The sequence below is a fragment of the Candidatus Manganitrophus noduliformans genome, from assembly GCF_012184425.1.
GTDB classification, from domain to species: domain Bacteria; phylum Nitrospirota; class Nitrospiria; order SBBL01; family Manganitrophaceae; genus Manganitrophus; species Manganitrophus noduliformans.
On sequence record NZ_VTOW01000003.1, the window covers coordinates 230,990 to 247,651 of the forward strand.

Annotated in this window: 27 protein-coding genes; 1 reads left to right on the forward strand and 26 read right to left on the reverse strand. The window is 52.6% G+C overall.

The window, feature by feature from the left end; all coding sequences use genetic code 11:
- Nucleotides 1-159 precede the first annotated feature (159 nt).
- The 12 genes from MNODULE_RS15645 to MNODULE_RS15700 form a co-directional block, all read right to left on the reverse strand.
- Entirely contained in the window at nt 160-990 is an 831-nt protein-coding gene (locus MNODULE_RS15645; protein WP_168061564.1) for a pirin family protein, read from the reverse strand.
- A 99-nt stretch (nt 991-1,089) separates the two neighbouring features.
- Entirely contained in the window at nt 1,090-1,590 is a 501-nt protein-coding gene (locus tag MNODULE_RS15650) for a VOC family protein (RefSeq protein WP_168061566.1), read from the reverse strand.
- 11 nt (nt 1,591-1,601) lie between these two features.
- Nucleotides 1,602-2,048, reverse strand: coding sequence for an SRPBCC family protein (locus MNODULE_RS15655; RefSeq protein ID WP_168061568.1), 447 nt, complete (start codon nt 2,046-2,048; stop codon nt 1,602-1,604).
- A gap of 68 nt (nt 2,049-2,116) precedes the next feature.
- A complete protein-coding gene (locus MNODULE_RS15660; protein WP_168061570.1) occupies nt 2,117-2,413 on the reverse strand; it encodes a MoaD/ThiS family protein in 297 nt (98 codons plus the stop codon).
- Nucleotides 2,410-3,597: a WD40/YVTN/BNR-like repeat-containing protein gene (locus MNODULE_RS15665; protein WP_168061572.1), complete on the reverse strand. Its 1,188-nt coding sequence runs from the start codon at nt 3,595-3,597 to the stop codon at nt 2,410-2,412. Before MNODULE_RS15665 ends, MNODULE_RS15660 begins: the two co-directional genes overlap by 4 nt.
- Nucleotides 3,598-4,064: 467 nt before the next feature.
- Entirely contained in the window at nt 4,065-4,205 is a 141-nt protein-coding gene (locus tag MNODULE_RS15670; RefSeq protein WP_168061574.1) for a hypothetical protein, read from the reverse strand.
- 170 nt (nt 4,206-4,375) lie between these two features.
- Complete coding sequence (locus MNODULE_RS15675; protein ID WP_168061576.1) at nt 4,376-4,888, reverse strand: hypothetical protein; 513 nt, start codon at nt 4,886-4,888, stop codon at nt 4,376-4,378.
- A gap of 22 nt (nt 4,889-4,910) precedes the next feature.
- Nucleotides 4,911-5,300 carry a nuclear transport factor 2 family protein gene (locus tag MNODULE_RS15680; protein WP_168061577.1) on the reverse strand — a complete coding sequence of 130 codons (390 nt, stop codon included), beginning with the start codon at nt 5,298-5,300 and terminating at the stop codon, nt 4,911-4,913.
- Nucleotides 5,301-5,698: 398 nt separating this feature from the next.
- Nucleotides 5,699-5,872, reverse strand: coding sequence for a hypothetical protein (locus MNODULE_RS15685; RefSeq protein WP_168061579.1), 174 nt, complete (start codon nt 5,870-5,872; stop codon nt 5,699-5,701).
- A 647-nt stretch (nt 5,873-6,519) separates the two neighbouring features.
- A complete protein-coding gene (locus MNODULE_RS15690; RefSeq protein WP_168061581.1) occupies nt 6,520-7,164 on the reverse strand; it encodes a dihydrofolate reductase family protein in 645 nt (214 codons plus the stop codon).
- Nucleotides 7,165-7,181: 17 nt separating this feature from the next.
- Nucleotides 7,182-7,982 (reverse strand): class I SAM-dependent methyltransferase, encoded by an 801-nt coding sequence (locus tag MNODULE_RS15695; protein ID WP_168061583.1) that lies wholly within the window; start codon nt 7,980-7,982, stop codon nt 7,182-7,184.
- Nucleotides 7,979-8,251, reverse strand: a complete 273-nt coding sequence (locus tag MNODULE_RS15700) for a DUF1801 domain-containing protein (RefSeq protein ID WP_202882235.1) — start codon at nt 8,249-8,251, stop codon at nt 7,979-7,981. The genes MNODULE_RS15695 and MNODULE_RS15700 overlap by 4 nt, the downstream gene beginning before the upstream one ends.
- Here MNODULE_RS15700 and MNODULE_RS24470 point away from each other — a divergent pair.
- Entirely contained in the window at nt 8,246-8,389 is a 144-nt protein-coding gene (locus tag MNODULE_RS24470; protein ID WP_202882236.1) for a hypothetical protein, read from the forward strand. The two genes, MNODULE_RS15700 and MNODULE_RS24470, sit on opposite strands and share 6 nt — an antisense overlap.
- A 44-nt stretch (nt 8,390-8,433) precedes the next feature.
- On the opposite strand, the gene MNODULE_RS15705 is transcribed toward MNODULE_RS24470, so the two are convergent.
- The 14 genes from MNODULE_RS15705 to MNODULE_RS15765 form a co-directional block, all read right to left on the reverse strand.
- Nucleotides 8,434-8,697 (reverse strand): hypothetical protein, encoded by a 264-nt coding sequence (locus MNODULE_RS15705; RefSeq protein WP_168061585.1) that lies wholly within the window; start codon nt 8,695-8,697, stop codon nt 8,434-8,436.
- Nucleotides 8,698-9,033: 336 nt separating this feature from the next.
- Complete coding sequence (locus MNODULE_RS15710) at nt 9,034-9,885, reverse strand: hypothetical protein (protein WP_168061587.1); 852 nt, start codon at nt 9,883-9,885, stop codon at nt 9,034-9,036.
- A 540-nt stretch (nt 9,886-10,425) separates the two neighbouring features.
- Nucleotides 10,426-10,887: a hypothetical protein gene (locus MNODULE_RS15715; protein WP_168061589.1), complete on the reverse strand. Its 462-nt coding sequence runs from the start codon at nt 10,885-10,887 to the stop codon at nt 10,426-10,428.
- A gap of 265 nt (nt 10,888-11,152) precedes the next feature.
- Nucleotides 11,153-11,881, reverse strand: a complete 729-nt coding sequence (locus tag MNODULE_RS15720) for a DUF4145 domain-containing protein (protein ID WP_168061591.1) — start codon at nt 11,879-11,881, stop codon at nt 11,153-11,155.
- Complete coding sequence (locus tag MNODULE_RS15725) at nt 11,874-12,419, reverse strand: hypothetical protein (RefSeq protein WP_168061593.1); 546 nt, start codon at nt 12,417-12,419, stop codon at nt 11,874-11,876. Before MNODULE_RS15725 ends, MNODULE_RS15720 begins: the two co-directional genes overlap by 8 nt.
- A gap of 235 nt (nt 12,420-12,654) precedes the next feature.
- Complete coding sequence (locus MNODULE_RS15730; RefSeq protein WP_168061595.1) at nt 12,655-13,110, reverse strand: hypothetical protein; 456 nt, start codon at nt 13,108-13,110, stop codon at nt 12,655-12,657.
- 277 nt (nt 13,111-13,387) lie between these two features.
- Complete coding sequence (locus MNODULE_RS15735) at nt 13,388-13,618, reverse strand: hypothetical protein (RefSeq protein ID WP_168061596.1); 231 nt, start codon at nt 13,616-13,618, stop codon at nt 13,388-13,390.
- 14 nt (nt 13,619-13,632) lie between these two features.
- Nucleotides 13,633-14,304 (reverse strand): hypothetical protein, encoded by a 672-nt coding sequence (locus MNODULE_RS15740; RefSeq protein ID WP_168061598.1) that lies wholly within the window; start codon nt 14,302-14,304, stop codon nt 13,633-13,635.
- Nucleotides 14,305-14,422: 118 nt separating this feature from the next.
- The gene (locus MNODULE_RS15745) at nt 14,423-15,055 is read right to left on the reverse strand and encodes a tetratricopeptide repeat protein (RefSeq protein ID WP_168061600.1); all 633 of its coding nucleotides are present in this window, start codon (nt 15,053-15,055) and stop codon (nt 14,423-14,425) included.
- A 231-nt stretch (nt 15,056-15,286) separates the two neighbouring features.
- Nucleotides 15,287-15,424 (reverse strand): hypothetical protein, encoded by a 138-nt coding sequence (locus tag MNODULE_RS15750; RefSeq protein WP_202882237.1) that lies wholly within the window; start codon nt 15,422-15,424, stop codon nt 15,287-15,289.
- A gap of 78 nt (nt 15,425-15,502) precedes the next feature.
- A complete protein-coding gene (locus MNODULE_RS15755) occupies nt 15,503-15,799 on the reverse strand; it encodes a DUF2442 domain-containing protein (RefSeq protein ID WP_168061602.1) in 297 nt (98 codons plus the stop codon).
- A gap of 9 nt (nt 15,800-15,808) precedes the next feature.
- Nucleotides 15,809-16,078: a DUF4160 domain-containing protein gene (locus MNODULE_RS15760; RefSeq protein WP_202882238.1), complete on the reverse strand. Its 270-nt coding sequence runs from the start codon at nt 16,076-16,078 to the stop codon at nt 15,809-15,811.
- 68 nt (nt 16,079-16,146) lie between these two features.
- Nucleotides 16,147-16,350: a hypothetical protein gene (locus MNODULE_RS24780; RefSeq protein WP_238339595.1), complete on the reverse strand. Its 204-nt coding sequence runs from the start codon at nt 16,348-16,350 to the stop codon at nt 16,147-16,149.
- 65 nt (nt 16,351-16,415) lie between these two features.
- The gene (locus MNODULE_RS15765) at nt 16,416-16,658 is read right to left on the reverse strand and encodes a YgiT-type zinc finger protein (protein WP_168061604.1); all 243 of its coding nucleotides are present in this window, start codon (nt 16,656-16,658) and stop codon (nt 16,416-16,418) included.
- Nucleotides 16,659-16,662: the final 4 nt, after the last annotated feature.

Consider the following 16,662-nt stretch of genomic DNA (forward strand, 5'->3'; position numbering starts at 1 on the left):
GTTGCGCGAAGAGAGCGTCGAGGGAAGATCGCGAAGAATGTTCGCCGAAATGCGACGGCTTTCTGCGGCCGGCTCCAAGGCGCTTGCTTTCTGAACCCTGTAATTCAGTCGGCCGCCGTCCGCTGCGCTCCCGCAAACTACGGCTTTACGTCCAGTAGGTCAAGCGCGGGTGCGGGTCCGATAGCGGGGGGCGGCGCGGACGAATCCGTGGCCGGGACCGTAGACGACGCGGATCACGCGGCTCGGCGCGTCGGCTCGAAGCCGCAGCGTGCCGGGCGCGTCGGCGGGGGGAACGATCACCGTTTCGCCGACCGGCAGCACTTCGCCGCCGAGGCGGACCCGCCCTTCCCGCACGCTGATGAGACCCCCTTCGCCGGCCGCCAGCGGCAGGCTTAACTCGGCGCCGGGTTCGAGGCGCGAGTCGGTGAAGCGGCGGAGGTCGCCGTGTACGCGAAGCGGCGATTTTCCGCCGACCAGCTCTTTCGTCTCGACACCGCGTCCCTCGCCATAGCGAGGCGCTTCGTCGTCTTTCAGGACATGAAAAGCGGTTTCCTCCGGGACCGGATCGGTACTGTAGACGAGGATATAGGCGCGCGTGGGAAGGTCGCCGTTGTTCCACTCGGAGTGGAGCATCCCGCGCCTCCCCTCGGTAAACTGACCGACGTCGGCGGGGCCGATATGACCATGGATGTTGTTCCATGCGTCGTCATGGTCGAGCTCCCCCTGCTCGATGTAGAAGAGCCGCTCGTTGAACCGGTGCGGGTGATGTCCGATGCCGAGGTGCGGCGCTACGGTGGCGTCGTGCACGGTGATGAGCGGGCCGGAGGCTTGGATTTCGGTAAAGGGGCCGATCGACTCGACGGCGCGAAGGCCGGGCGTCCCGAACTCGCTCTCGCCGAGAACGGCATGCTCTTCGGGGCGGAGGATGAGGTAGGGGCGGTTGTTTTCGCTCGGAATCTCTTTCGGAGCGGTTGCATCTTTTTTAGACATGGCCTCTCTCCTTCTGCGAGGGTTCGATCCATATCAGATGCAATCTCTTTACCACCCCGTTCTTTAAAGTTCAACTGCCCGGTCCCGGATCCAGCTTTGCTATCTTGTGCCCTTTTCTTCGTAGGCCTGCTTGAGTTTCGTGATGTCGATCTTCTCCATTTGAAGCATCGCTTTCATTGCGCGCTGCGATTTTTCGGAGTTGGGATCGCCGACCCATTCGTCTATCCCCTTCGGAAAGACCTGCCAGGAGAGGCCGTATTTGTCTTTGAGCCAGCCGCACTGTGATTTTTCTCCCCCTTCGGAAAGTTTGTCCCAATAGTAGTCGATCTCTTCCTGCGTCTCGCATGGCACTTGAAGCGAAATCGCCTCGTTGAATTTGAAGACCGGGCCGCCGTTGAGCGCGGTGAACGGCTGGCCGTTGATCTCAAACTCCACGGTCATCACCGATCCCTCCGGCCTTCCGTGGATCTCGAAACCCTCTTTTCCGAAGCGGGTGATTTTTCCGATCTTTCCCTTTTTGAAGACGGAGGTGTAAAACTTCGCCGCCGCTTCGGCCTGGTTATCGAACCACAAACAGGGGGTAATTTTCGGAATAGACATTTTGATCCTCCTTACTCTGTAATCTCCGCCTCGACCAGTTTTGCAAGTAACGTGAGCGATTCTTGCCAGCCGAGATAGCAGGCCTCCAGCGGAATGACGTCGGGGATCCCTTCTTGGATGATGTTCATCTCCGTTCCGACGGAAACCGGCTTCAATGAGATCGTCACCTTCATTTCTCCCGGTAAATTCGGATCGTCGAATTTGTCGGTGTGGACAATCCGTTCATTTGGCACCAATTCAAGATACTCCCCGCCGAACGAGTGGCCGTGGCCGGTGGTGAAGTTCTTGAACGACATCTTGTAGGTGCCGCCTACCTTGGCCTCCAGATGATGAACCTTGCCGGTGAATCCGTTCGGCGGCAGCCATTTGGCCATTGCATCGGGGTCGAGGAACGCCCGATAGATTCTTTCCGGGGTGGAACGGAGGACCCGGTGAAGTCGGACAGTATTTTTAGACATGATTTGTTCTCCTATTTAAAATGTGGATTCGTTCATCAGTGGCTCATTGTCGATCCCGGTGTTCAGATTCACCCTCCTGCGATGGCGCCGATGATGAGAAACGGCTCTTCTCCGGCCGCCACCTTGTCGGGGAGCGGGGCGTCGGGAGATTCCAGCGAGAGATCTTCTCCGCAGGCAAAGAACCGGAGAAACGGCCGGCGCTTTTGCGTGACATGGTCGCGAATCGTCCCGGCCAGCATCGGGTAGCGTGCTTCGAGCGCATTCAGCACGGTCCGTTGGGTGACCGGGCCGTCGACCTGGAGTTGGACCTCCGCATCGACCCGCGCCAGGTTTCGCAGATGATAGGGGAGCCCGACGCGGATCATCTTAATGTCTGCACTTCGACCGAATAGACGGCCGGAAGATCGTGCACGATGGCGCTCCAGTTCTCCCCGCCGTCGGGCGACACATAGACCTGTCCGCCGGTGGTGCCGAAATAAATCCCGCAGGAGTCGAGCGAATCGACCGCCATCGCATCGCGCAAGACGTTGACGTAGCAGTTGCTTTGGGGGAGTCCCTTTGTCAGCGCTTCCCATTCATTTCCGCCGTTGCGGCTGCGGTAGACGCGGAGCTTGCCCTCGAGCGGAAAATGCTCCGAATCGCTCTTGATCGGGACGACATAAATGGTGTTCGGCTCGTGCGCATGGACATCGACCACAAACCCGAAGTCGGTCGGCAAATTCCCGCTCACCTCCTGCCATAACTCGCCGGCGTTGTCGCTCCGCAGGACGTCCCAATGCTTCTGCATATAGAGCACGTCGGGGCGCGACGGGTGCATGGCAATGCGGTGAACGCAATGACCGATTTCGGCCTTGGGATCGGGAATGTATTGAGAGGTCAGCCCCTTGTTGATCGGTTTCCACGTCTTCCCGGCATCGTCGGTTCGGAAGACCCCCGCGGCGGAGATCGCGATATAGATGCGATTCGGATTTTTTTGATCGAGCAGGATCGTATGCAATCCCATCCCTCCCGCGCCGGGCGACCATTGGGGTCCGGTGCCGTGGCCCCGCAATCCCGCGAGCTCGTGCCAACTTTGTCCGCCGTCGGTCGTGCGAAAAAGCGCCGCGTCTTCGACGCCGGCATAGACCGTGTTTGGATCGTTCAAAGACGGCTCCAGGTGCCAGACCCGCTTGAACTCCCACGGATGCTGCGTGCCGTCGTACCACTGGTGGGTCGTGAGCGGCTTGCCCGTTTCGGGGGAGGTGTCGTAAACAAACTTGTTGCTCTCGGCCATCGGCATCCCCTCGGGGGTCGTGGTCGGCTCCCCCGGCTTTAGGCCGGGCTGGTGCCAGGTTTTGCCGCCGTCGTCCGATCGCTGAATGATCTGTCCGAACCAGCTGCTGGTCTGGGAGACATAGATCCGATTCGGATCGGCGGGAGAGCCTTTCATATGATAGATTTCCCATCCGGCAAAGAACGGTCCGCTGACCTCCCACTTGGCCCGCTTCCCATCCGAGTTTAGAATGAACGCCCCTTTGCGTGTGCCGACCAAAACGCGTACGCGACTCATACTGGATTCTCCTTGTTTTTGTTCAGATGAAGCCTATTTTAATCCGGATCAGTGTAATTCATCATCTTTTTTTTGACAATTACCGCCCTACACTTAATAGTCGTCGGGGAACCCTGAAATCGACATCGGGCATAACGAATTTTTATCATTCATTCAAGTTTTGCTTCGGTCCGGGTTTCGACGGTAAAGAAGACGGTCCCGAAGCCTGATGAAAAGTGGTTGCTGCCGGTGGTTGCCGCGTTGAGTGATGGGTGGGTGGGGGAAAGCGGGTGGGGCCTGCGTGTTTTTCCGGCTATGGCGGGAGGGTACACTTCTCCCTACGGAGAGTCAATCATGAAGTAGCTTCTCCCTGGAATTCGAAATTGAATCTCCCCGCCGCGAGCAGCGGGGAATGTGCCGTTATAAATCGGGTATGAAGTACCTCCATTCACATCGCGAAGCGATCTTCGACCCGAGAAGTTAGGTGGTCAATTTTTTGGAGATGGATCAGGGTTCGCCTTGGAGGCGATTTCTTTTTTCTTCAGCTTGTTCTGTCTTTTTTCTTCCTGTTTCTTTTTCTTCGCGATATCTCGCTGACGCTTTTCATGTTGATAATTCGGTTTTGCCAAATGGTTGTCCTTTTTGTTGAGGGAAAGGAACGAAGCTTCGGAGCGTTGTGCCTTTCGCGTTTAGGGGAAATCGGCGCGGCAGACTCAATTCGCCTTTGTTCGTTTACGCCGAAACAGATCAATTATCTTGTATTTCGCAAAAAGTGTCCATCCCTATTTTTTTAATCCATCTATGGAGCAAGAGGGGGGGCAAGTCCGTCTTCCTTCTTCGGGGGGAACGGCTCCGACGTTGACCCGCCGCGCCGCGATGTGACGGTCGCGCCGCTCCACCTCAGGATATCGTCGATCTGCTGATTCATGGTTGGCTTGAGGGCGCCACCTGCGAAGCCGGGCTCGGCGTCGAGGGAGAAGGGAACAACCCATAACGTGATGGGTTGATAGGATTTGAAATAATACTGAATGTTGAGTTCCGAAACGGATGGATCGTAGAACAAATGGGCATACGAGGCACTGTAACCTAGAGCAAAAATGCTGTGGATGGGCCAGGAGTCGCGAAGGTGCAACGTGTTCTCGTCCACCCGCTCAACGGACCACTCCGGCTCGGCCTGTTGTGCAACTCTCTGAAGGGGGTTGTCGGGGACGCTTGCCTTGATATAACTCGCCCCTGAACAACCAAAGGCGGCAAGCGTGAAGAACAGAAGAAAGAACCAGAATGGCGCTGAGACTTGACGACGCAGAGACATGGGCATATCCCTCCTTGACTGTCTATGTGGGTTTCTCGACGATCTTCCAGTACGAGTCCTTCCTGATGACCTTCCCGTCCCGGAACTCCCAGTGGTCGCAACCGCGTACTCGAACCGGAACTCCGTCGGGTGTCGTGCCGGTGAGTAGCCACTCCGACACGCCCATATTGCCGCTGACCCAATGCCGGTCATCACTGTAGTGGACGTCCGGGAGACCCTTAAAGCGTGTCGCTAACCCCTCCCGCACGGCCGCTTTACCGGTAAAGCGCCGCCCCCAGGGGTCCGGTCCCCGAGGGAGGTCTAACGAGCAATCGTCGGCAAAGAACGCCATGATGGCGTCCAGATCGTGGGCGTTAAACGCATCGGTAATCGTCTTCAATGTTGCGACGGAGACTGATTGCTGTTTAGCCATCGCGGTTCCTCTGATTGTTGGGCAACATTAGTCGGATATCCAAACGTGCTGCCACTTTTGGTCGTTATAGCAGTAAGCAACGCCTGAAGACTCCGTGGCGCCGAAAACGGCGACCGAGTGGGGACACGTCAGAGGGTTTACTTCACCCGGCTCCAATGGGCCATCCGAGGCCTTTGTCCGTCGGTAGACTCCGGGCGTATTCGCTTTAACGTAGAGGCTGATTCGACCTTCAGGCCACTCGTCAAGGGACTCGAGCTTCCAATCCTTGCCGCGCGCGAGTGCAACCACGATGAGGGCTCCCGATCCTTTGAGCGCTGTGAGACCCAACAGGATGTCTTTGGTTCCATCGCCATCAAAGTCTGCGACGGCCACACCGAGACACCCCTTCCCCCCCTCCTTCAAATGAACTCAATGTCCTCTTCCAAGTTGTCGGAGGCGAGCGGCGGACGGAACTTGGGAAAGGCCTTGGCTAAGGCGACTTTCAAGGAGGAGGGAATCTGTGCCTCGCAGGAATCGGCGGCGAAAGCAGGACCGGCAAATAAGATCAGAATGGCAGCAATGATTACTCTCATGTTGCCCTCCTAAAACGAATCTGGAAAAGGAGACAGATTTATTTCCTTATCCAGAAAGTGAAAAGATTATAAAGTTAACGCCAGAAAACGTTTCGACATTGAAGTTTTCTCCTCTTTGTTGAATTTGGTTGATTGGACGCTATTGTGGTCACAATGCTTTTCGGATCTCAGATTCATATGTATTTCTATCAAATACCAAGTTACTGGGTCGTGTGGGCCATGTGAGTTCTCGGGCGGGTTCATATCCATTCTCGTAAGCCCAGTCCGTCCATTTAATAAGGTCGTCTTCCCGAACCACGCGAACCGCGAAGGCACCGCATCCGACGTCGCCGCACTCTTCACAGACTAAAACTGGAACACGCCCAGATTCCAACTTCGATGGTATTTCGGCCAGAAACAGTGCGACGATTTCCGCTCGATGGGCTGCGGTGGCTGACCTCCAACCGAGAGGAGACAGTTGCGACGGATGAGTGCCGAGACGACCTGCAAAGTGATGAGCCAAGCGCTTTCCGTCAACTTCAATCTCTACATACCCCACTTCGTTCCTAGTTGCCCGAACCGTCCTAATCGCGTTCACGATAGAGTTCCTTGTCGTTTTTCACAAATTCCGGGGACACCATACATTAATTCATTCTTCCATGTTCGGCTCATGCTCTCTTGAGCACAACATGGGTCGCGTTCTCTGTTGCGACATGTTCGACGCATTGGTACCCCAGCTCCACCAGGTTCAATCCGGAAAAGAGCGGCTCGCCCGATCCGAGAAGGATGGGAGAGATGGCGACGTGCATTTCATCGATCCATCTTTCCTTCAAATATTGCCGGATCGTCGAAACGCCCCCTCCGACCCGAACGTCCAAGCCGTTGGCCGCCTTCTTGGCCGCGGCCAATGCGGCATCAATCCCGTCGGTCACGAAGTGAAAGGTGGTGCCCCCTTCCATTGAAATGGAGGGTCTGGGGTGGTGGGTCAGAACGAACACCGGCACGTGATAGGGCGGGTTCTCTCCCCACCATCCTTTCCATTTTTCATCCGGCCAGGGCCCGCGCACCGGGCCGAACATGTTTCGGCCGAGAATCCATGCGCCGATATTTTTGAAGCCGCGCGCCGCATAGTCATTGTCCGTTCCGGTGGTGCCGGCTTCGTTTCCGAACATCTTCTGAAAGGTGGCCGTCGGTAAGACCCATTCATGCAGCGCCTCTCCGCCGACCCCCAACGGATTCTCAAGGCTCTGATGGGGCCCCGCCCCGAAGCCGTCGATCGAGATGGAGAAACTTTCCACCCGCAGTTTGCTCATGACTCCCTCCTTGGCCGTTAAGCCACTCCCTCTTTCCAGCCGATGACGCCGATGGTCGCATAATAAATTGCCGCTGAATCGGGGTCGGCGGTGAAGGCTTCGTAGTCGTCGATATCGGCCGGGGTGGCTTTCTCCGTGGCGATATATTTTTCCTTCAATGGGATCGAGGACATCCTCATCATCTCGGCGATGTCCGATCCGCCTCGGGAAATCGGGGCGTCATTCTCAACCACGACCTCTTTCGCTCCCAACTCCTGAAAAAGGATCGGAAGCTTCATTCCCAAAGCGGGATCGATCCCTTTGGAAGAATACATCTGGTTGATGGCTTGGTGGATGTTTTTGAAGGCCCGTTTTCCCGCGTCGCTCCCTTCGATCGCGCGAAAGGCAGAAAAGTCCGGCTCCTCGATGACGATGCTTCCCCCCGGCTTCAGCGATCTCCAGAGGATTTGCAGGACGGTTTGATATTCCGGGATATGGACCAGAACGTAGCGGGCGTGAATCAGATTGAATGAATCGGGCTTCAAAGGGACCGTCTGAATGTCGCCGGATAAGAGCTGTACATTCGGCGGCGGATTGCCGATGAAGCGCGTGTTGATATCGACGGCGGTCACCCGGCCGGAGGGGCCGATCTCGGAGGCGATCCAGGCCATGATCGAGCCGGCGCCGGCCCCGACTTCCAGGCAGCGCATTCCTCTTTTCAAGCCGGCGGAAAGGAGTCGGCGGCGCGTTGCGGGGTCAAAGATCGCCTCGATCGATCTCAGACGATTCAATTCGGCTTGAAACGACGTGTTTTGAAAAACATACTCGGTCTGGCTCATTGGAACTCCGCTCCGGCCTCATCTGCGCTCAGCCGCTCTTTTATGTCCGCGTACGCGGCGAGGATCAGGGCTTCCAAAGCCGCACTGTCGATGGGGATTCCCGGTTTCAGTTTTACATGGCGCATGTATTTTCCGGTTCCCTCCAACAGGCGGGCGGGGTCGCGCAGCGATGCGCCGTGGAAGAAGCCGACGTTGACGTGCGCCCTGAAGACCCCGACGTAGCCGAAAGGGGCATCTTCTACACACGCCGTTGGATACCCGTCATGCATCAGCTCTCGAACATCGGCGCCGCACTGGCGCATTTTCGAAAACCAGGTCCGGGCAATGAAACCCAGCTCGGCGGGCCGTTCGGCCAGCCAGGCGTCGATCGACGGATCTCTTCGGACGGCTCCCGAAAATCGAAGTAAGGCGTACAGGGCCCAGACCTCCCCATTCTTTCACTGATAAATTGTTAGGCGTCGCCCCGTTCGGGTTGCCCGCGCGCGGCGCGCCGAAACAGCCAGGCCGATCCGGAAAACAACGCGATGAAGAACCCATTGAGCAGAATGATCTCCGCCGGCGGGCTCCACGGCAGACCCAACCCTGCGATCAGCGCGATCGCGGTAACCAACCCCTGCGCGAGCGCCGTCCCGAACAACGCGCGCGCCATCCCCTGGGGTTGGAAGCGCGCGATAATGGCCCCGATGATTCCGACGGCGAGCACCCCGAAATACATCCGGTTGGCGGGATCGCCGTCCGCCCCGATGATGCCGACGCCCAGACTCAGCCAGACGAGGAGGACTGCTGCCGCGAGCGCAACGCCGATGGCGGATCGGTACGCGGTATTGTTTACACGTGTTCGAATTAACGTGTCTCCAATGTCATGCTAGGCTCCCGCTTGCAACAGAAAGGTAAAGCCGTCACGGATTCTTTGTGAAGCGAAGAAGACGTCGGTGCCTAACGTATTGAATTCAGCTTAAGGGGTGTCAAAAATTAAGTATGGTGATCTTGCCCGGAATTAATGGTGTCCCCATGTCCCAAAATATTTACACTATTTCTTAAAAATGACATTTTATTCTGCCCTAGAATAGTAAGTGATGGTTCGATCAGTTACTCTTAACCATTCTACTTTGCCCTTGTGAAACTCTCTCTGCTTAATCCAATTTCCAACTGAATCATATTCATAACTGTAGGTGTTCTTCCCATCGATAGAACCATCCGGTTTATAAAAGAGTATTTCACTTATGTTTCCTTTAGTGTCGTATGTAAATACTTCCTTATCGGTAGCAGAACCCTTTCCGCCATAATGAACCACAGTCTTGTTCCCTTTAGCATCATAGGCCACTTCCTTTTTACGCAGCAACTTGCTTCGAGAGTCATAGACGGCTTCTTCAGCAACGTACCCCTCCGGAGCATATTTGTACACCCTCTTGCTAACAAACGAATCATCGTGAGCATAGTGAAGCTCTTCAGAGATGTTGCCGTTCTCATCATAAACATAGGCATTCCTGCTGCCCATTGAACCATCATTGATGTAATTCGTTTCTTCACTGATATTACCCTTTGAATCATACTTATAGATTTTCTTTCCACCAAAAGACCCCAAATTATCCGCCGAATTGATCTCCGTTATTCTTCCATGTTTATCATAGGTAATATTACTTCTTTCTTCTGATCGAAAAGTACCATCCGGATTGTAATTAATTCTTCCAACCCGGTTTCCTTTTTGGTCATAACTCATCGTTTGTTTAAACTTTACTTTCTCAATCCACTGACCAGACTTATTTGAAAACTCTACACTCTCGGTGTGTACCGTGCGAACCAAGCCAAGTAAACCCGCTTCCTCTTTAGCCGTTTTCTTTCCTGCAAAAGCCGGAACAAAGAGAATTGCGCTTAACAGTATCCCAATCAAAAACGGTTTCATATTCCTCACAGATCCCAGTAAAAGCTATATGAGTAAATCTTAAGTTTAGTAAGTTTAGGGTCGGGTCTTGCAATCATGTACTTCCCTTTTCTGCTCGCTTTAAGCGCCGACTGAGTAAAAATGAGTGAGTAAAAATGAGGGTCAGAGTACTATTCTGGAAGAGAAGGTGTTCATTTAAAGTACTCTGACCCCGATTCCTTGAGCGCCGTGGGATCTACCTCATCGATATGATCTTTCTCGACATGCCGCAGGACTTGGACAAAGGTTTTTGGTAGCGCGGAGGATTCCTCTGCGCTGATAATCTTTCTTTCGGCCTGGCTCAGCCCTATAGATGGGTTCATATCAATCGGTACACGATACCAAGAGACACGCGAGCAGTTGGCAGTTGCCAGACTGAGGGCGACGAGCAGAAATCCGCATATGAACCGAGAGCATTGCATTTGTGACCCACTATCTTGCCGTGTGGCTAGATCATCCTCATTTTTAGGTGGAAAAGGGGACAGATTTATTTCCTTTGTGCGGGACAACTCCAGCAATGTATCAGATAGCATGCCCCCGATCATTTTCAAGCAATCGCCGAGCGTCCTCAATAAGGTCCCGATCCACGTCGGCCCGGTTCAGTACCTCAGGGAGGGCATATGAGTCATCAGCGGTGTAGAACGGCATCAATATATCGGGATAGTTAAACGTGGCTGCCAGAAGCGCGCCCTCAGCTGCTATACGTCTTAAGTCGGCGCGGTCGGCAAGCACGAGTGAAGCAAGGTACTTCGCGACTGTCTTCGCTGCCTCGCTGACCGTTGGGGGACGGCGCCTCAGTTCTTGAAGGATACGCCGAAACAGATCGTGGGCCTCTGACAACTCCGAAGGGGTCAGGCCGGCAAGCCGTCTGATGGTCGGCGTGTCGGTTCCGGTTTCCAACAGAGCGACCGCGATCGCCGGGATCTCTTCACGGCGAAGTTGTGCATGAAAAAGCAGTGCTTCGGCTACATCGACTGTCATCATCCACTACGCCTTCTAACGTTTGTAATTCCGGGGATTTCCTTCGCGCTCTCTTGGCTGCGAACGTTAACTGGTCTGGACCAGGTCTACAAATTGTGTACTAGAGTTTCTATAGTCAAGTTTGTAGACTTGGCCCTATTTTCCCTTCTACTGTTCAGTGGTAAGAAAATATATTTTTGCTTCGATGTTCCTCGATTTTTCCAAAGCACATAATGATGAAGCTAAATTAAGTTTGGCGTCCTCGGAATTTAGTTAGATGACTTTCCGATCATTTCCGAATTCCGCAAGCCGCTAAGAGATCCTGAATCATACGACGGTACCTAGCGAGCACATCATCAATATCTTGTTTGCTCGTAATATAAACTCGATCATGAGCTGCGGTATCCCCAAGCTGCTTGACCTCGGTCATTGTTTTTGAGGTATTCCGCCCGAGCATGAGCTTATCGTCCGTCCGAATATGTGCAATAAGTTTCTCGAGACCGAGAAATACTCCACTGTTCTGGATCTCGTGATGCCTACTGTTGTGAATATAAATCTCGATAATTAGAGACTCCATAAGACGCCTACATAGGACTGCGCAAGCGTCATAAAATCCATACTCGTAGCTACCATTAATTTGATGAACTAATGTTTCAAGGTAGACCCGGGTACCTTTAACCCACTCCCCTGGAACCACAGAGTCCTGAACATCTACCTTTTTCGTTTTGAGGATCTGACCGTACTTCTCTTCAAGATTGGAAACATGCCGCACGTCAATCTGGAATGACCCTGCCCTTCGACCCTTTATGGTAAGACGGCTTCGTCCAAGATCCCGATTTAATCGGGTCACATTCGGCTGGGGAAAACCCTCGTCGTGAAGATCATTGGCAAGTTCAGAAGCCGTCCGCTCTTCAAATTCTTGAGTTTGGCGGTAATACCAGAGGAACGCAACCGCTCTCTCCGCATGGGACAGATCCAGCGAAGCTATGCCTTTGGCAAAGCGTGAGCGATCAGCCATTAGCGTTCCCTGCTAGGACCTCCTTCATATACTGGACGCCGCGTCTTGATAGTTTGTAACGAACCGGCTGGCCCTTAACCTTGACCTTATCGCCAATTACATATTTCGAAGCAGTTCCAGACAGTGTTCGTGAAGCATTTGGCTGAGAGATCGGGATTCCTAGGTCGGTCGTGATCTTCCTTATTTCTCCTGAGGTGAGACCAAATGCATTATCAAGGTATTCATGCACGACATATAGCGGAAGCAGCGTGCGATCCACTTGAGCAGTACGGTCCAAAATCTGCGTCTCAATGGTCTCCGCCTCATCGCATTCCTTGGTAAGCGTAACGATGTGGTTGAGATTGGGTTTACCATCGTTGCTGTCCGAATCTGATTTCGCTTTACCTACGGCAGCTCCCGATTTGCGTTTTTTACGGTATGGGGTTTCTGGTGCGGGCTGATTGCCGTCATAAAGTTCGAGGAGCTGCCTGACTTCTTCAGGCGTGCCTTCAAGTGTTACGACCGCTCCATTCGGAAGCTTCAGGGACGCTTTTGTCATAACTTATTCTCCTTAGTTATTTGAGCTGCCTAACATATATCCCCAATAGATGTTTTTGGGTATGGCTTTCCAAGAATGGGGTCAAGTTTTGATTGTTGATATTTTGGTTCTTTTATTACAGCGCAGCCTGCATTATCAATATTCAAGATTTGACCCTAATTTCTTCAATGATTTTTTAAGTTTCGAAACAAACCCTTGAATTCCAGGGATACCATACTTAATTCAGTGGATTCTGCTACTTGTCCCTTTCGAAGACTTTCAACTGTTCATTTGACTCAACGGCTTTTTTCCGGGCAGATACCAAGCGATCATCAATTTTTTCACCGAGAAGCTTGTCGCGTGCGATATAAAGCATGTCCACGGTGTCGATAAAGGTATTCGCAGGGTCCTTGTATAGATCGGTTATCACGGAGATGATTGTGTTCGGATCGACCATAATGAATACCTTTTTCCTGACTATGCCGACCTTTTCCGGCTCTGGTTTTTTAATTATTTCGCCGGGTGGCAACCATTCTGAAGCTGCTTGGAAGTACGCATGGGATCCGCCGTCAACAATTCCTTCAACATAGGCAGAACGGGCTATTGGTGGAAGTTGAGACCAATACCTACCATAATTGAACATGTCTCCTGCCCGACCCTTATCAGGTATCGCGCACAGCACCAAAAGTATCCCTAGAACAATTATCTTCATGTTGTATTCCTTCTTGGCCGAATGTTAAGGTAACCAGCAGCCGCGAGTGACGGGGCGCATCTGCATGGTGTGGCTGATCTTGACAACCGAAAAAGAAGGCATGCTCGCGGACATCCGCGTTCACCGAAATGTTACACGGCTTACCCGGCGCGGAGTGCGCGAAACTAAAACGCCCCAATGTTTCCACCAGACTGAAGCAAGCAGAATCACCGTTAGAACGAGAACAAACCTCATGGCCCGCAGATAGTTCTTAGACCTCGCTGCGCGGTTCTGCGCTTCAGCCGTTTCGCAAGAGGCTTAGGGCCAGGTCTACAAACTGCGTATTAACGTTAGTCGGATCACCCCGCTTTTGATCCTCCAGCCGCTGTTGAAGAAAGCCTTCAGCTCCAACCAAATCTTTAATTTTTCCTGGGAAAGGGGACAGATTTAATTCTTGACCACTGCTAGACACATCCCTTGCAGCTTTATCCCAATAATCTTTCACAAGCTGAAGATTCGCAACAAACACAATTTATTTTCTAATCAGCGCGCTCCCAAGACCCTGATGTATAACCGCCCAAGCTCGGAGAGTACTACTCCAATGTCTGTTTCACCGAATGTAGTCGGGGTGGATCTTGCCGTCTCAGCCAGACCAGCTCTAGTCAATCGGTGCAACAAATCGTAACTGGCATGTTCTTTTACTGAGGTGAGGGTTCCCAAATCATCAATGAACGCGATATCGATTGCGGAAGATAGGCGACGGAAGTCTTCGTAGGAGATGTCGCCCCGAATGTAGGCTTTAAAAGCATCTGCTAGAAATTGCGGTTTCTCTAGATCATCCAATCGGTCCAGCAATAAAATAAGGTTATCGCCAACCTTCCGCTTTAGTTTCGGATCTGTATCCAGCTTTCCTGCGAACTTTTCCTTTTCCTGTTCTGGGATATTGGATAATGGGATAAGAAACGTGCAGAGTTTCCGGATGAACAACTTATCCCGGATTGAAAAGCCGCTTCTCACAATATTGACGATGCTTCCTATAAGTGGAACTTCGCGGAGCACCCCTTCATCTAAGAAGGTGTCCAGCCCAATCTCTGCGATATCTACCGATACTTCGTTCAGCTTTGAGTGGACCACGGCTGTAATAATTGATTCTGAGAGATCGTTAGGTTTGATTGTCTTCTCCCCACTCGCAGAGGGGCTGCAGTGCCTTGGCAACCTATACGCACATCATGACAGCACAACTCATTTAATCCGCGTCCCCGGCGGAATCTCTTCCAGAAAAGTGGAAAAGGGGACAGATTTATTTCGATTTATTTCCTCATTGTTATGCCTTCTATTTTACACACTTCAACCTATCCATCATGGGCGTCACATACGCTTCGTATGAGGAAAATCCTTCTGGTAACGTAAATGTAACACCGGGATTTTCTTTTATGTGAAGCTGGTTGCTGACAAGGCTTTTCTTGTACTCATCACAGGCTTTTTCAGGTTGATTGGCGAACTCATATGTGAATCCCATATTGAGATGAACATTCGTCAGCGCATCGTTTTTGTGATGCTTCTCAAAAATTGCGGCCGATTTCTCAAAGTACTCAATCGATTTTTCATGCCGATTCGCGTATGTAGCGCCTTCTTCCATAAAGCCGTCTGATTCGTAGTGTTTGTGCCACTTCTCTAAAGCGCCGGATCGAAAAAAGAACCCATATGCGCGATATGCCTCCGCTAGCCCGAGGTCATTATTCTTCTCTTGATAAATTTCAATGGCCTCCCGTATTAGCCGTTCGGCTGGTAGCGGTCTTTGCTGTCGATCAAATAGCATGTATGCATATCCGATCTTTTTATCAGGATCGCTTGTGGCTGGTACTCCCATCGCCGCACAGCCAAGGAAGATAACGCCAAGGATCAGAGCCGAAAACAACACTTTTATATTGGACACAGGTAGTCTCTCCAAAGGAACATGATACATAATAGACATCCCTAAAACATCTTCTGTCTCGCCTGGCTTTTCTGTATAAGCCAGTTCACCCTTAATGTCAACGACTTATTTTCAAGAGGGATTTAAATGACACCACTATGATCGAAATGTTGGGAGAGAGTGGATGGCAAACGTCGGAAAGGAGTCCAGCGCCTTTGCACCACAAGAAGATGAATTTATTCTGATGCGGTTGATGGTACCAACAAAGAAATGGCGGACGGCTTACTTAATCCGCGTCCCCGGCGGGATCTCTTCGAGAAAGGTGGCGAGCTCCAAAACCTCCTCCGCCCCCGCCGCCAGCAGCATCCCCTGGGACTCCACCCCCATGATCTTCGCGGGCTGAAGATTCGCCACCAGCACGATCCGCTTCCCGATCAGCGCCTCCGGCGCATACTTCGTCCCGATGCGGTCGGCTCCAGCGCCGGGCTGGGCGCTGGGCTATGCCAATGCACGTTCCCACTTCTTCGCTCGTTCCGTCAACGCCTCGATGTGCCGAGACCAGTCGTGTAATGTCGCCGGGTCGAAATCCGCTCCGTTCGGCCAAACAAGCGTATGAACTTCAGGATCGATACGAACCTGGTTAAACAGAGTCAGATCACGCAGCGGTTTGTACAGCTCTCCTGCCAGGATCGGCTGAAAGTTGATCGTTTGTTCGGTGTTGTCGTCAAATTCTACACGCAAGGTATAAGGCGAAAGAATTTCAAAAGAGCGGACACGATAAATTGGATGAATCATTTCATCTCCCTATTTCAACGGCTCAATGGGAGTAGGCCTCCGGCCGGACTGCAACAAATTCCAGTCGGCCGTTAACTCTCCCTGATGTAGCTCTGCCCAGGCTTCCACCAGACGTTGTTGACGCTTCGGCAGAGATCCCGAAATCATTTCAATCGGATCAATACCGTAGACCGCGACCTGATCTTGGTAGTAAGCATGAAAATGGGGTGTATGATGCGGCGCATCGACCTCTGCAAACATACGAATGATGATTCCGAAAAACCTACTGAGTTCCGGCATGCCTGCCGCTCCTCCGAGCAGAGGGTGACGCGCAGCTTGAGCAGCTTCTTGGCGCCGCGGACCTTCCGCTATTTGATTCTCCAGACGCTGTTGAAGAGGGTCTTCAGCTCCAACCAAATCTTTAACTTCTCCGAATACGGCAGGGCGGCCAGCTCTTTCCTCCGCGCTTTCTTGGCGGCGAAGACCTGCTTCAAATATTGAAGATTCCCCTCAGCTTGGGGTCGGGGAATCTTCGACCCGAATGGAGAAGGTATCAATTTGCATTCGCGCATCTAGCCCGTTCTCAAGGGCTCGGAGTGCAATGCGCGTACGTGTTCACCTTTTGGGGTAGAGCCCATCACATCACCTTAAACGATTGTCCCAGCGGCTCAAAGTCCGCCGTTTCCTGGCGTTCCAGTTTGGCTCTGATTTCCTCAAACCGCCTGACCGTCTCTTGAGAATAAAGGCGCTCACCGCAATGAAGACAAACCTCGGCATGCACTTTCAAGACCGCCGTGTGGACCCCGCCACGTAAGATCTTTTCGACCTCTTTCTCAACCAGGTCGCCGCCACAAATTAGACATTTCTCAAAGGGCTTCATGGGC